Genomic DNA, 12,440 nt, shown 5'->3' with positions numbered 1-12,440 from the left:
GTCTTGATCCTTGTTACTGTGCCCGTTGGGGCAGATCGTCTGTGATGTCGTAGTAATCGCCCTTGTCGGCGACAAAGATATGCTTCGAGAGCGTTAGACCCGTGGGCTCGCTGAGCGCACCCATGGAAATTGAAATCGTGTCCTCGTCATTGTGCTGCCAGAAGAGGAACGAGCCGCAGGAACGGCAGAAACCGCGGCGGGCGGTGTCCGAAGCGCGGAACCACGTAAGCGTGTCGCTGGCGGTGAAGCTCAAGTTATCCTGATGTGTCCAGGTCGAAGACCAAACATGGCCGGATTGCTTGCGGCATTGACCGCAATGGCAGGCCGAAGGCGGTGAAAGCTCTCCTTCAATCGTGAACGCGACAGCGCCGCAGAGGCAAGAACCAGTTTGCATGTGACTACCCCCTTGCTGTGGGCGTGGAGCTGGCCCCCAGCAACACGCCATAGATGATGAAACAGGCGGCCATGACACGACGCACCCAAGTGTTGAAAACCGCTCCCAGCGCAGCCTTGCCCATCAGCGCGCCCAACACGGTGAACCCGGTGTAGCTGAGCGTGGTGATGATCAGCGCCGTAGGCATGATGACGACCATCTGCTGCCAGATCGGAACATCAGGCTGCACAAACTGGGAAAAGGCAGCGAGGTACCCTGCCACGCTTTTAGGATTGATCGTAGCGACCGCCAGTGCGTGCAGATACACATGGCGCGCGGGTCGTTCACTTGCCGGGGCCGGGCGCGTGGCATTCATCCAGCCGCGAACCCCAACCCAGATCAGGAACCCTGCCCCTACCAGTTTGGCGATAAAAAACCCGGTTGGGGATGCTGCGATCAACGCGGTCACACCCAGCGCTGACAGGACAAGAAACGTGCTGGCCTGCGTTAGAATCGCCAGCACGCCCAGCATCGCTTTGGGAAACGGCAGGCTCATCCCGTTTGAAATGCAATTGACCGCGTTCGGCCCCGGCGTGGTGACGAACACCACCCAAAACAGCGCGAATATGGTCCAGGCTTCAAAGCTCATCAGTACACCGGCGGAGCGATAACCCAGATGGCCACTGCGGGCTCATCATAGGGGTTCGACCATTGATAGGGTTCATGTTTGATCCGAAAGCTGTCGCCGGGGCCGACCGAAAACTGGCGCCCACTGATCGTCAGTTCCAACCGCCCTGACACCATGTACCCAACCTCCTGCGTTGGTCGGTTGGCCGGGGTTTGCATTTTCGATCGGGGCTTGAATGTGGAATGCACCATTTCGAAATCATCGGTCAGATCGGGCGACAGCAGTTCTTCGATCAACCCTTCCTCACCGGACCCCATCGGGCGGCGCGTTCCGGCGCGCACCACATACCCCTGCTCATCTGCCGGAGAGGAAGAATGCGCGAACAGCATCGACATCGGCACGCCCAGACATTCGGCAATCTGGCGCAGGTCGGAAATTGAGGGGTCGGACTTGTCGCGCTCGACTTGGCTAAGCCAACCAACAGAACGACCCAGACGTGCGGCGATCTCAGTCAGCGTCAACCCACGCGCCTTACGCAAAGCCCGAAGATCGGCTCCGAGTGTGGCACTGTGCGGGGCTTGGCTGTTCACTGAACGCTCCGAAGTTTGGTGAAATTTTCTCCTCGTTTTTCACGATGCAGTGATTCCGTGAAAAAACCAAGATTTTTTTCACTTGGGTCCACAACAATGTTTGGATATCCGTCCACCATGTGGATTGCGGTGATTTATCTGTGGGTCGTCAACACCCTGACTTTGCTTGCCTTTGGCTGGGATAAGCTGCGGGCAAGACGGCGGAAAAGGCGTATCCCGGAACGAAACCTATTGTGGTTAGCGGCGCTGGGCGGCAGTCCAGGCGCATTGCTGGGGCGGTGGATTTTCAGACACAAAACCCGCAAGCGGCTGTTTTCATACTACATCTTTGGGATATTCGGCATTCAAGCTGTGCTGGCCTATCTTCTAACGGTCATTGAATTACCCAGCCTGGCGTAGCGTAGTAATACCATTAAAGAATTGACACTAACCAACCGGCAAACTGTCTGCTACAGTCCAGTGTTATCTGAATATGAATATTCTTACGCATTCGCAAAGGGTTGGATGACAAATGGAAAACGGTATCGGTTTCTTCGACATAGTCTGGTCAATCTTCTGGCTGTTCCTGATGGTGGCCTGGTTCTGGGTGATGATTTCGGTTGTGGCCGATGTCTTCCGATCCAAGGACCTAAGTGGCGGTGGAAAGGCAGTCTGGATCGCCTTTGTCATCCTGATTCCATGGATGGGCGTTCTGGCTTACTTGATCGTCCGCGGCGACAAGATGCACCAGCACAATGCCGAGGCCATGAGCCAGATCGAACAGGCGCAAAAGGACTATATCCGCTCGGTAGCCACAGTATCTGCTGCGGATGAGCTGGAACGGCTTGCCGCGCTCAAGGAAAAAGGCGTTCTGACGGATGAGGAGTTTGCGGCGCAGAAAGCCAAGCTTCTGAGCACCTGATAGGAAGCACACACTAATCAAAATGGCCGGGGGTACGCCCTCGGCCATTGTTATTTGGCGAATACGCTGGACAGAATTCTGCTCAGTTGACTTGCGTCTTTTTCATTGAACGCGTTGGGTTGATCACTGTCGATATCAAACACCGCAATGACGTCACCGGTGGCGTTGCGCACAGGCAGCACCACCTCGGATCTGGTCGAAGATGCGCAGGCGATATGGCCCGGAAACGCATCCACATCCGGCACCAACTGTACCTCGCCCGTACGGGCGGCAGCGCCACACACACCGCGGTCGAACGGGATGACCAAACAGCCATGCCCACCTTGATAAGGTCCAATTTTCAAAAGCCCCGGCTCGGTGACACGATAAAACCCTGTCCAGTCAAAACGATCATCGGAATGATGCACCTCGCACGCGATGGTGGCCATCAGGGCCACGTCGTCGGTTTCCCCCTCGGTCAGTGCGGCGATGGTCTTGGCAAGTGTATCGTAATCAGCTGTCATGTCGGAACTCGTGGCAGGGCTTTGCTCCGGAGTATTTGGAAAAAGGTGAAGCGTCAAACGCGTTCGATGGCTATCGCCGTGCCTTCGCCGCCGCCGATGCAGATGGCCGCCACCCCGCGCTTCAGGTTTCGCTTTTCCAACGCGTTCAGCAGGGTGACCATGATCCGTGCACCCGACGCACCAATCGGATGCCCAAGTGCGCAAGCCCCGCCGTTCACGTTGACGATATCGCGGGACAGACCCATCTCGTGCATGAACGCCATCGGCACGACGGCAAAGGCTTCGTTGACCTCCCACAGGTCAACATCTTCTTTCGACCAACCGATATTGGTCAGCAATTTTTGCGCGGCTGGAACTGGTGCGGTCGTGAACAGCGCTGGAGCCTGCGCGTGGCTGGCGTGGCCGACAATACGGGCGCGGACGCTCAGGCCCTGCGCCTGTGCCGCGTCCTCCGATGCCAGCACCAACGCGGCAGCACCATCTGAAATCGAAGAAGAATTTGCAGCCGTGACGGTGCCATCCTTTCGAAAGGCCGGCTTGAGCGTTGGGATTTTCTCGGGCCGCGCAGAAAGCGGTTGCTCGTCCGCGGACTGGGTGACTTCGCCCTTGCGAGTGCGGACAGAGACGTGCGTGATTTCATCCGCAAATGCACCATTTTCCTGTGCGGCCAGTGCATTCGACAAAGAACGCAGCGCGTATTCATCCTGTGCCTCTCGCGTGAACTGATAGGCCTCGGCGCAGTCTTCGGCGAATGTGCCCATCAGGCGACCTTTGTCATAGGCGTCCTCGAGCCCGTCCAGAAACATATGATCCATTGCCTGCGCATGACCCAATCGCGCGCCCTCGCGCATTTTGGGCAGAAGGTATGGCGCGTTCGTCATACTCTCCATCCCGCCTGCAATCACTGTGTCCGCGTGCCCCAATGCAATCTGATCGTAGGCCATCATGGCTGCTTTCATACCCGAGCCGCACATTTTGTTGAGCGTCGTGGCAGGAACGTCTTCGCCCAACCCTGCTGCGAAACCGGCCTGACGAGCGGGTGCCTGGCCCTGTCCGGCAGGCAAGACGCACCCCATCAGAACTTCGTCGACGATCTCTGCCCCTGCACCCTGCAGCGCGGCCTTGATCGCAACGCCGCCCAGATCGGCTGCTGTCACTGTATCGAACATCCCCTGAAAACCACCCATCGGGGTACGTGCTGCGCCAGCGATAACGACTTGTTTCATTTGGATGCTCCTCCGCTTTTCTACTGAGATGGATACCGAATGGTAAGAATTGCCGTCTAGCGTATTTCTACGAGTGATTTTTAGTTTAGAGAGCCCGCGCGCATGGCCCTGACCAGTAAAACAACAGACGCAACGCAGATTATAACGGTGCATTCTGACCGTATTGATGCCGCAATGGCCATTCAGTTCAAGGAAGACATGCGCAATGAAGCCGACGGTGGCGCGCCGCGCGTTGTCCTGGACCTGACGGGTGTCGAATTCATCGATTCAAGCGGCCTTGGGGCCATCGTCGCGTCGATGAAGCAACTGGGCAGCAACCGCAGACTGGATCTGGCTGGGCTACACCCTTTTGTCGAAAAGGTGTTTCGGCTGACCCGTATGGATACGGTTTTCAATCTTTACCAGACCCTGGACGACGCCCTTGAACGGTCGGCGGAATGAATTCACGGATTGAATAGGCGCGATGTCCATGGGGAATGGGAACTGCTTGGATCTGAGCTTTGCTGCCACCGAAACCGAAGCCAGCGTTGGCATCGCCCAGCTTAGCAAAGGGCTTGAGGTGCAGGGCCTGCCGTCACACAAGGCGAGCGACGTTAAAATCGCGCTGGCCGAGGCGATCAACAATGTGGTCGAGCATGCCTATGCGGGCGTCACTCCGGCCAAGGTCAGGGTGCATTGTCGGCTGCATCAAAACTGGCTGGATATTCTGATCTCTGACACGGGGAATCCTCTGCCCGGATTTCGCGTGCCGGATGGTGTGCCTGCGCCTTTGGGATCGACGCTCGATGAGTTACCCGAAGGCGGGTTTGGCTGGTTCCTGATCCATGAACTGACCAGCGACATTCGCTATGAGCATCGCAATGGCTGCAACCGGTTGTCACTGCGGTTTGACTTCCCAAACCGCTCCGCCGGACTCAAAAAGGCCACATAAAGGCCCCGATCGCACCATTGGCGCGCCGCAAACAAAGGGCAAAAAGATATCTGTAGCTCAGATAGCTTCCCTCGGCGCCTAGTGTCACAGCCCCCACCCAGTGAACGGCGCCGAGGATCTCCCTTCCCGCTGATGTGACTAGACAATCCGTGACCGCGCTTTACGTTCGGCGTGTTCAAAAGGGGAAGGCAAACCTATGCGGGATTTTCACACTCCAGGCCGGTCCGAAGTTTTGGCTACCGAGGGAATGTGCGCCACATCGCATCCTCTAGCCGCGCAGGTTGCCGTAAATATCCTGCAGCAAGGCGGCAATGCCATGGACGCCGCCATCGCAGGCGCTGTGCTGCTGGGCATTTGCGAGCCGCAGATGACGGGCATCGGTGGCGATTGCTTTGTCCTTTTCAACCGCGCAGGCGAAGATCAGATACGCGCCCTGAATGGGTCCGGACGCGCTCCAACCGCAGCCAATGCGGACAAGTTGCGGGCCAAGGGGCTGAATACAGTGCCGTTGAACACACCCGATGCGGTAACAATTCCCGGTGCGATTGATGCCTTGTGCCATCTGGCAGAAACCGAGGGCAGGCTTGGGCTGGATGTGATACTGGCACCTGCCATTCACTATGCCGAAGCCGGTGTCCCGGTCGCACCCCGGGTCGCCTATGATTGGAAAACGGGGGCTGACACGCTGCAAGGGGCTGCACGCAAGCATTATCTGACTGACGGTAAAGCACCAAATGTAGGCCAGATCTTTCGCGCGCCGGGGCAGGCAGAGGTCCTGCGCCAGATTGCACGCAATGGCCGTGATGCCCTTTATTCCGGTGAAATTGCGCAGGATATGATCGACGCCCTGACGGCATTGGGTGGAGTTCACACGGCTCAGGATTTTCTGGCCACGCAATGCACAAAAAACCAGCCCCTCAGCGGAAGTTACAAGGGCATTGATCTGGTCGAACACCCGCCAAACGGACAGGGTGCGACGGCGATCCTGCTTTTGAATATCCTGAAGAACTTTGACCTGACGGGCCTTGATCCGTTTGGCCCCGAACTCATACATCTTGAGGCCGAGGCTTCGAAACTCGCCTATGACGCGCGCAATCGGTTCATTGCGGACCCAGATCACACAACCCACGCTGAACGGTTCCTTGACCAGACGGTGGCCGATAAACTGGCCGCGTTGATTGACCCCAAGCGCGCCATGCCGGCGGCAGCCCCGCTAACCGAGTCCATTCACAAAGACACAGTCTATATCACGGTTGTTGACCAAGATCGGATGGCCGTCTCGCTGATCTATTCCATATTTCATAGCTTCGGGTCCGGTATCGCATCAGAAAAGTACGGGATATTGCTGCAAAACCGCGGCTCAGGCTTCAACCTGAGCGCCGGTCACCCAAACGAGCTTGGCCCAGGCAAACGCCCGATGCACACGATCATTCCCGGTATGCTCAAACAGGATGGCCGGGTGATCATGCCGTTTGGAGTGATGGGCGGAGCTTTTCAGCCAACAGGCCATGCACGCCTATTGTCCAACCTCACGGATCATGGGTTGGGTTTGCAGGCTTCTGTAGACGCCCCGCGTGCCTTTGCAGACGGCGGCGTTCTGAAACTTGAGCGCGGAATTTCGCACAGCACAGCTCAACAATTGTGCGATTTGGGGCACAAAGTTGAGATACCAGAAACACCCCTTGGCGGGGCGCAAGCAATCCGAATCCGCACAGATGGCGTTCTGGAGGGCGCAAGCGACCCCAGAAAAGACGGTTGTGCGTTAGGCTATTGACCACCAAGGCGCGCAATCTGGCGCACCAAATTACTTAGTTTAAATTAAAGTGCAGCGGGTACGCGCCATTCTCGAAAGGACCGAACATGTCAGGAATATCAGGATGCTCAACCGGTTCCCCGGATTGGTCCGCAACCAGATTTTGTTCTGAAACATAAGCCACATAGAAGGATTGATCGTTTTCTGCCAGCAGATGATAAAACGGTTGATCCTTGATGGGGCGGCTGTCCTCGGGAATGGCCTGATACCACTCTTCCGTGTTGGAAAATTCCGGGTCCACGTCAAAAATCACCCCTCGGAAGGGATGCTTTTTATGGCGGACCACCTGTCCCAGGCGGTACTTGGCATTTGTCTTCAGCATTTTTTCAGCCCCCAGAGATCTTACTACCTCTTTCCGGGCCGGAATGCCAATCATTGATCGGAAATTAAAGGAAACAGTCTGTGAACATCCTACTGACAGTGTTCGAAATTGTGGCACCGGTCTTCCTGCTGGCAGGCATCGGATTCACCTGGGTCAAACTTGGTTTTGAGTATCGTTTGGAGTTTGTGACGCGCCTTGCCGTGACGCTGGCCGTGCCCAGCCTGATCTTTGTGGCGCTGATGCAAACCGAGATTCCGGCAGGAGAACTGACCCGTTTCACGTTAGCTGCGATTGCGGGTCATGTTGGGCTTGCCGTGGCGTTTGGCGTTTTTGTTCGCCTTTCAAACCTGGACCGTCGCACTTACCTTTCGCCGCTTATTTTTGGGAACACTGGCAATCTGGGCCTGCCGCTGTGCATTTTTGCGTTTGGCCAGGCAGGCCTTGGATTTGCAGTCATTTTCCTGGCCATTACCGCCCTGTTTTCCTTCACCTATGGAATTTATCTGGTCGCTGGAAAGGGTGCATTCGGCAAAGTTGCGCGCGAACCGATGGTTTGGGCGACCCTGCTTGGAGCTTTGTTTCTTTGGCAAGACTGGGAAACGCCACTGTTCCTGACCAATACGCTAGAGCTGCTGGGCCAAATGGCCATTCCTATGATGTTGATTACAGTTGGCGTGGCAATTGCAAGGCTGACAACGCGCAAATTGGGTCAGGCGATCTGGCTATCAGGCCTTAAACTTCTTGTCTGCTTTGGGCTGGGCTGGGCAATCGCGCGCGTCTTTGATCTGGATTCCATCGCCTTTGGAGTACTAGTCCTGCAGATGTGCACCCCAGTCGCGGTTACATCGTACCTGCTAGCCGAGCGGTTTGACGCGGATTCGGACGCGGTTGCCGGGATGGTCATGGTGTCAACGGTGCTGTCTGTGGGCGCTTTGCCCTTAATTCTAGCGATTGTTCTATAACGATTGTGATTTCCTAAACTCTCAATCTGCGCTAGAATAAAGAAAAAAGGCACGAGGCACATGAGCAGAATTTTCTTTGTACTCCTTGGGGTGCTGCTTTTGGCATCCTGTGGTGGCGGGTCCAAACAGCCACCGAGCAGACTGAACGACGCGTGCAGCATTGCGCGCGAACGGCCTGATTTTATCAAGGCGTTCAAAAGCACCGAACGGAAATGGGGCGTCCCGATTCACGTTCAGATGGCGACGATCTATCAGGAAAGCCGCTATAAGCACGACGCACGTACGCCGCACCAATACGTTCTGGGTGTGATCCCCATGGGCCGTCAAAGCAGCGCCTACGGATTCAGCCAGGCGCTGGACGGCACCTGGGATGAATATCGCAAGGAAACCGGCAAACGCCGCGCCAAGCGGGACCGCATCCGCGATGCGTCAGATTTCATCGGCTGGTACATGAACAAAAGCCATCAGCGGAACGGTATTCACCCCACAGATACGCGCAACCAGTATTTGGCCTATCACGAGGGGCACACCGGCTTTGCCCGCGGCAGCCATAACAGCAAATCCTGGCTGTTGAACGTCGCCAATGACGTGGATGCACGCGCCAAGCTCTATCAGGCGCAGCTGGCCAATTGCCGCTACTGACAGGAGTGCGGGTCAGCGATTGCCTGACCCGCTTCTTTTTGATCTGGAAAACAGATCGTTGCTGAGATTTCCGCCGGTACTCAGCTGCCCCAGCAGAACGGTCGTCTGACTGCCGGCATTGTCGTGAATGACCCATTTGCGCAGCTCGATCGGGTCCCCCGTGAACATCAGTTCAATCCGGCCGGAATCGGGGTTCTTTGGGTCCCGAGCGGTAACAACCGTGGCCGTCCCGTCAAAATCATGGGCAACCACCATATTCGCCTGCCCCAGATTGACGTTACGCGCCAGCACCAGCGACAGGGGTGTGCGTTTCAACGGATACTGTTCAGGGGGCTGGTTAGATTTCGGATCAAAGATCTGCACCGTACCTGCGCGCGCCAGAACCACAGCGCTGTTGGGCGGGTCATATTCGAACCGCATCTTACCGGGGCGTTCTATCCACAGCTTTCCGGTGCTCAGCGAGCCGTCATCGTTGACTTGTGTAAACGTGGTCTCAACGGTTTTGAGGCCATTGAGGTAGTTTGAGATTTGGGACAACGGCAGCTTATCAGCCGCCCAGGCCGCAGGCGCGGCGAGTGTCAAAGCAAGGGCAAAGGCAATCTGTTTCATAACTCCCCAGATAAGCGCTCTGCCCTTGTTATTAAATATCCTATTGCTCAGGGACGAGGATTTCGCGTTTCCCGACGTGATTTGCCGACGAAACAACACCTTCATCCTCCATTTGCTCAACAAGTCGCGCAGCTTTGTTATAGCCAATGGCAAGTTTCCGCTGAATGTATGAGGTCGAGCATTTGCGATCCTTGATCACAATCCCTACCGCCTGATCGTACAAAGCATCCTCGCCATTCGTATTGCCGCCCGTGTTCAGGCCCAGAACCGCGTCGATGTTGTCGGCTTTGTCCTCAGATGGACCGTCCAGCACGGTGTTCACATAGTCCGGTGGGCCGAACTGTTTCAGGTGGTTGACGATTTCCTCGACTTCCTCGTCCGAAACAAACGGGCCGTGGCAACGGGTGATCTTGGCGCCACCTGCCATATACAGCATGTCGCCCTGCCCCAGCAGTTGCTCGGCCCCCATTTCGCCCAGAATAGTACGGCTGTCGACTTTCGAGGTCACCTGGAACGAAATCCGGGTTGGGAAGTTCGCCTTGATAGTACCGGTAATCACATCGACCGAGGGGCGCTGCGTGGCCATGATCAGGTGAATACCCGAGGCCCTTGCCATCTGCGCCAGTCGCTGGATACAGGCCTCGATCTCTTTGCCCGCGACCATCATTAGGTCCGCCATCTCATCAACGATGACGACGATGTAGGGCATCGCTTCGGGCGCGAACTCTTCTGTCTCGAACGTTGGCTCGCCGGTTTCATCGTCGAACCCGGTCTGCACGGTGCGGCTGAACATCTCGCCCTTGGTCAACGCGTCCTTCACGCGACCATTGTAACCCGCGATGTTGCGCACGCCCATCTTGGACATTTTACGATAGCGGTCCTCCATCTCGCCCACGACCCATTTCAGCGCGACAACCGCCTTTTTCGGGTCGGTCACAACGGGCGACAGCAGATGCGGAATGCCATCATAGACGGACAGTTCCAGCATCTTGGGGTCGATCATGATCAGGCGACATTCGTCCGGTGTCAGCTTATATAGCAGCGATAGGATCATGGTGTTGATCGCAACCGACTTACCGGAACCGGTTGTCCCCGCAATCAACAAGTGGGGCATCTTGGCCAGGTTTGCGACCATGGATTCGCCGCCGATATCCTTGCCCAGCGCCAGTGGCAGCGCGTGGTTACCATCACCAAAATCACGGCTGGCAAGGATTTCGCGCAAAACCACCATCTCGCGGTTTTCATTGGGCAATTCGATCCCGATCACCGAGCGGCCCGGCAGGGTCGAAACACGTGCCGACAGTGCCGACATCGAGCGCGCGATATCGTCGGCCAGACCGATAACCCGGCTGGCTTTCAGGCCCGGCGCAGGCTCTAGTTCGTACATGGTAACGACCGGGCCGGGGCGGACGCTAGTGATCTCGCCCTTGACGCCATAGTCGTCCAGCACGTTTTCTAACATGCGCGCGTTTTCTTCCAATGCCTCATCGCTGAGGTGATGGCGCTGAATGCTAGAAGGGTTGGACAGCAAGCTTAGAGGCGGCAGCTCAAAGTCCGAATGCCGGTCTTCAAAGGACAGCCCAGGCTGCGCTTCGGCCTGGGCACGACGCGACGGCGCAGGGGTGCGGCGAACAGGCTGTGCCACTACGGGTTTGCGCGGTTCGGCCACTGGAATTTTCATCGCAGGAAGCGGGGCCGGTTCGGGTTCGGGTGCGTCTTCAAATACGGCCTCATCCTCATAGACGGGCTCGGGCGCAAAATCATGATGCAGGGGTTCCTGCTGCCAATCGGGTTCTGGCTCTGCTGTCAGCATCGGCTCAGGCGGCAGACCGTCCAATGTCATCGGCGGCTCGGGCGGAAGCTCCTCTCCGCCTCTGGCGTTCAGGATCAGCGGATCCGGCCCCCGGCCACGCCCTTTGGTCAAAGGCAGGGTTGGATCGACCTCTGGCGCCACTTCACCCGCGGCCACTTTGCGATTGCGTACGGCTGCGGAAATCTTGGACTTAATACGATCTTCACCCGGCATTTCATCGAATCCGGCAACCGGTTCGCGAGCGACCAGTTCAGGTTCCGGCATGGGATCGGCGCGGCGGATCAGGCTTGGCATCCGCGCCAGCAGACCGGGTTTTGCGGGTTCGGGCTCTTCGAAATCCGGCTCTTCGAACATCGGATCGGCATACGCCATATCATCGTCAAACACCGCGTCGTTGGCCTCTGCGCGGATGGCCTTGCGCTCTTCCCACTGTGCCCGGCGATCTCGTGCCGCCTGTGCGGTAACCGACGCACTGCGACCCAAGAGGTTCATCAACATGTCATAGGACATCACAAGGCCCAACAAGAAGGCACGCGTGCCTTTGCGCACGTCGGCTTTTGTGAATCCAAGGACAAATGTACCCAGCACCAGCATGCCAGCTGCCATCGCCAGCGACATCAGTTTGACCATGAAATGGGATGAGATGGGCAGCAGTGTCAGCAACGCACCCATGACGGTATCACCGAACAAGCCCCCCAGACCAAAGCTGTGGGTCGTGCGCCATGCCTCACCCGGCACCAAAGTCGCGGCATAAACGGAAACGATGGCAATCCAGATCGGAGCAAAGATAAGGCGGGCCACTGCGCGGTCCTCGCCGAAGTGCCCGGCAAAGCGTATGCCCCAGCCAATCAGCACCAGCGCGATGCTCCAACTGCCCCATCCGACGATCATGAACAGCGGCGCGGCGATCGACGCCCCAATCCGCCCCATCCAGTTCTGCACTGGCGCGTCTGTCGACACCATCCAGTTCGGATCATCCGGCGTGTAGGACCAGATCATCGCGGCTGAAGCCAGCCCCAGCAGGATCAGGGCGATCCCGATCAGTTCCTTGCTACGCCTTTCGATGGCGGCCTGGGTCGTACTGTCCAGCAATGGATCGCGGTTGCGCGCGTTATATGATGCCATTT

Annotated in this window: 15 protein-coding genes; 7 read left to right on the top strand and 8 right to left on the bottom strand. The window is 57.1% G+C overall.

Going from position 1 to position 12,440, the window contains the following annotated elements:
• Nucleotides 1-13: 13 nt before the first annotated feature.
• Genes AC2FFP_RS15255 through AC2FFP_RS15245 form a run of 3 tightly spaced genes read right to left on the bottom strand, consistent with a single transcriptional unit; the run spans nucleotide 14 to nucleotide 1,591 of the window.
• The gene (locus AC2FFP_RS15255; protein WP_496768522.1) at nucleotides 14-394 is read right to left on the bottom strand and encodes a GFA family protein; all 381 of its coding nucleotides are present in this window, start codon (nucleotides 392-394) and stop codon (nucleotides 14-16) included.
• Between the two features lie 4 nt (nucleotides 395-398).
• Nucleotides 399-1,022, bottom strand: a complete 624-nt coding sequence (locus AC2FFP_RS15250) for a LysE family translocator (protein ID WP_496768524.1) — start codon at nucleotides 1,020-1,022, stop codon at nucleotides 399-401.
• Nucleotides 1,022-1,591, bottom strand: a complete 570-nt coding sequence (locus tag AC2FFP_RS15245; RefSeq protein ID WP_496768525.1) for a helix-turn-helix domain-containing protein — start codon at nucleotides 1,589-1,591, stop codon at nucleotides 1,022-1,024. Before AC2FFP_RS15245 ends, AC2FFP_RS15250 begins: the two co-directional genes overlap by 1 nt.
• A gap of 117 nt (nucleotides 1,592-1,708) precedes the next feature.
• Between AC2FFP_RS15245 and AC2FFP_RS15240 the strand changes: the two genes are divergently transcribed.
• Together AC2FFP_RS15240 and AC2FFP_RS15235 are read left to right on the top strand one after the other, a co-directional pair.
• Nucleotides 1,709-1,990 (top strand): DUF1294 domain-containing protein, encoded by a 282-nt coding sequence (locus tag AC2FFP_RS15240; RefSeq protein ID WP_496768527.1) that lies wholly within the window; start codon nucleotides 1,709-1,711, stop codon nucleotides 1,988-1,990.
• 112 nt (nucleotides 1,991-2,102) lie between these two features.
• Entirely contained in the window at nucleotides 2,103-2,492 is a 390-nt protein-coding gene (locus tag AC2FFP_RS15235) for an SHOCT domain-containing protein (protein ID WP_496768529.1), read from the top strand.
• Nucleotides 2,493-2,542: 50 nt separating this feature from the next.
• Here the strand turns inward: AC2FFP_RS15235 and AC2FFP_RS15230 are convergent, their stop codons facing one another.
• Nucleotides 2,543-2,995, bottom strand: coding sequence for a GAF domain-containing protein (locus AC2FFP_RS15230; RefSeq protein WP_496768531.1), 453 nt, complete (start codon nucleotides 2,993-2,995; stop codon nucleotides 2,543-2,545).
• A 53-nt stretch (nucleotides 2,996-3,048) separates the two neighbouring features.
• Nucleotides 3,049-4,221, bottom strand: a complete 1,173-nt coding sequence (locus tag AC2FFP_RS15225) for a thiolase family protein (RefSeq protein WP_496881217.1) — start codon at nucleotides 4,219-4,221, stop codon at nucleotides 3,049-3,051.
• A gap of 102 nt (nucleotides 4,222-4,323) precedes the next feature.
• Between AC2FFP_RS15225 and AC2FFP_RS15220 the strand changes: the two genes are divergently transcribed.
• The 3 genes from AC2FFP_RS15220 to ggt all read left to right on the top strand — a co-directional run bounded on the left by AC2FFP_RS15220 (nucleotide 4,324) and on the right by ggt (nucleotide 6,926).
• Nucleotides 4,324-4,662, top strand: coding sequence for an STAS domain-containing protein (locus AC2FFP_RS15220; protein WP_496768536.1), 339 nt, complete (start codon nucleotides 4,324-4,326; stop codon nucleotides 4,660-4,662).
• A gap of 28 nt (nucleotides 4,663-4,690) precedes the next feature.
• A complete protein-coding gene (locus AC2FFP_RS15215) occupies nucleotides 4,691-5,152 on the top strand; it encodes an ATP-binding protein (RefSeq protein WP_496768538.1) in 462 nt (153 codons plus the stop codon).
• A 196-nt stretch (nucleotides 5,153-5,348) separates the two neighbouring features.
• Nucleotides 5,349-6,926, top strand: a complete 1,578-nt coding sequence (gene ggt / locus AC2FFP_RS15210) for a gamma-glutamyltransferase (RefSeq protein ID WP_496881216.1) — start codon at nucleotides 5,349-5,351, stop codon at nucleotides 6,924-6,926.
• A 34-nt stretch (nucleotides 6,927-6,960) separates the two neighbouring features.
• Here ggt and hspQ read toward each other — a convergent pair whose 3' ends face one another.
• Nucleotides 6,961-7,287, bottom strand: a complete 327-nt coding sequence (gene hspQ, locus AC2FFP_RS15205) for a heat shock protein HspQ (protein ID WP_108861127.1) — start codon at nucleotides 7,285-7,287, stop codon at nucleotides 6,961-6,963.
• A gap of 80 nt (nucleotides 7,288-7,367) precedes the next feature.
• Here hspQ and AC2FFP_RS15200 point away from each other — a divergent pair, with 80 nt between their 5' ends.
• Nucleotides 7,368-8,249 carry an AEC family transporter gene (locus AC2FFP_RS15200; protein WP_496768542.1) on the top strand — a complete coding sequence of 294 codons (882 nt, stop codon included), beginning with the start codon at nucleotides 7,368-7,370 and terminating at the stop codon, nucleotides 8,247-8,249.
• A gap of 60 nt (nucleotides 8,250-8,309) precedes the next feature.
• A complete protein-coding gene (locus tag AC2FFP_RS15195) occupies nucleotides 8,310-8,891 on the top strand; it encodes a transglycosylase SLT domain-containing protein (RefSeq protein WP_496768544.1) in 582 nt (193 codons plus the stop codon).
• Between the two features lie 12 nt (nucleotides 8,892-8,903).
• Here AC2FFP_RS15195 and AC2FFP_RS15190 read toward each other — a convergent pair whose 3' ends face one another.
• On the bottom strand, nucleotides 8,904-9,500 hold the full coding sequence (locus tag AC2FFP_RS15190; RefSeq protein WP_282120310.1) for a LolA family protein: 597 nt from the start codon (nucleotides 9,498-9,500) through the stop codon (nucleotides 8,904-8,906).
• Nucleotides 9,501-9,540: 40 nt separating this feature from the next.
• Nucleotides 9,541-12,438 carry a DNA translocase FtsK gene (locus tag AC2FFP_RS15185; RefSeq protein ID WP_496768546.1) on the bottom strand — a complete coding sequence of 966 codons (2,898 nt, stop codon included), beginning with the start codon at nucleotides 12,436-12,438 and terminating at the stop codon, nucleotides 9,541-9,543.
• Nucleotides 12,439-12,440: the final 2 nt, after the last annotated feature.

This window comes from Ruegeria sp. YTSC004 (assembly GCF_059609805.1).
The sequence above is the reverse complement of the archived record's forward strand: the minus strand, read 5'-3'. Positions and strand labels throughout refer to the sequence as shown.

Excerpts from the sequence above, each read along its gene's own strand:
- AC2FFP_RS15255 (WP_496768522.1), bottom strand. The coding sequence starts at position 394 with ATGCAAACTGGTTCTTGCCTCTGCGGCGCTGTCGCGTTCACGATTGAA.
- AC2FFP_RS15250 (WP_496768524.1), bottom strand. The coding sequence starts at position 1,022 with ATGAGCTTTGAAGCCTGGACCATATTCGCGCTGTTTTGGGTGGTGTTC.
- AC2FFP_RS15240 (WP_496768527.1), top strand. The coding sequence starts at position 1,709 with ATGTGGATTGCGGTGATTTATCTGTGGGTCGTCAACACCCTGACTTTG.
- AC2FFP_RS15235 (WP_496768529.1), top strand. The coding sequence starts at position 2,103 with ATGGAAAACGGTATCGGTTTCTTCGACATAGTCTGGTCAATCTTCTGG.
- AC2FFP_RS15230 (WP_496768531.1), bottom strand. The coding sequence starts at position 2,995 with ATGACAGCTGATTACGATACACTTGCCAAGACCATCGCCGCACTGACC.
- AC2FFP_RS15225 (WP_496881217.1), bottom strand. The coding sequence starts at position 4,221 with ATGAAACAAGTCGTTATCGCTGGCGCAGCACGTACCCCGATGGGTGGT.
- AC2FFP_RS15220 (WP_496768536.1), top strand. The coding sequence starts at position 4,324 with ATGGCCCTGACCAGTAAAACAACAGACGCAACGCAGATTATAACGGTG.
- AC2FFP_RS15215 (WP_496768538.1), top strand. The coding sequence starts at position 4,691 with ATGGGGAATGGGAACTGCTTGGATCTGAGCTTTGCTGCCACCGAAACC.
- ggt (WP_496881216.1), top strand. The coding sequence starts at position 5,349 with ATGCGGGATTTTCACACTCCAGGCCGGTCCGAAGTTTTGGCTACCGAG.
- hspQ (WP_108861127.1), bottom strand. The coding sequence starts at position 7,287 with ATGCTGAAGACAAATGCCAAGTACCGCCTGGGACAGGTGGTCCGCCAT.
- AC2FFP_RS15195 (WP_496768544.1), top strand. The coding sequence starts at position 8,310 with ATGAGCAGAATTTTCTTTGTACTCCTTGGGGTGCTGCTTTTGGCATCC.
- AC2FFP_RS15190 (WP_282120310.1), bottom strand. The coding sequence starts at position 9,500 with ATGAAACAGATTGCCTTTGCCCTTGCTTTGACACTCGCCGCGCCTGCG.
- AC2FFP_RS15185 (WP_496768546.1), bottom strand. The coding sequence starts at position 12,438 with ATGGCATCATATAACGCGCGCAACCGCGATCCATTGCTGGACAGTACG.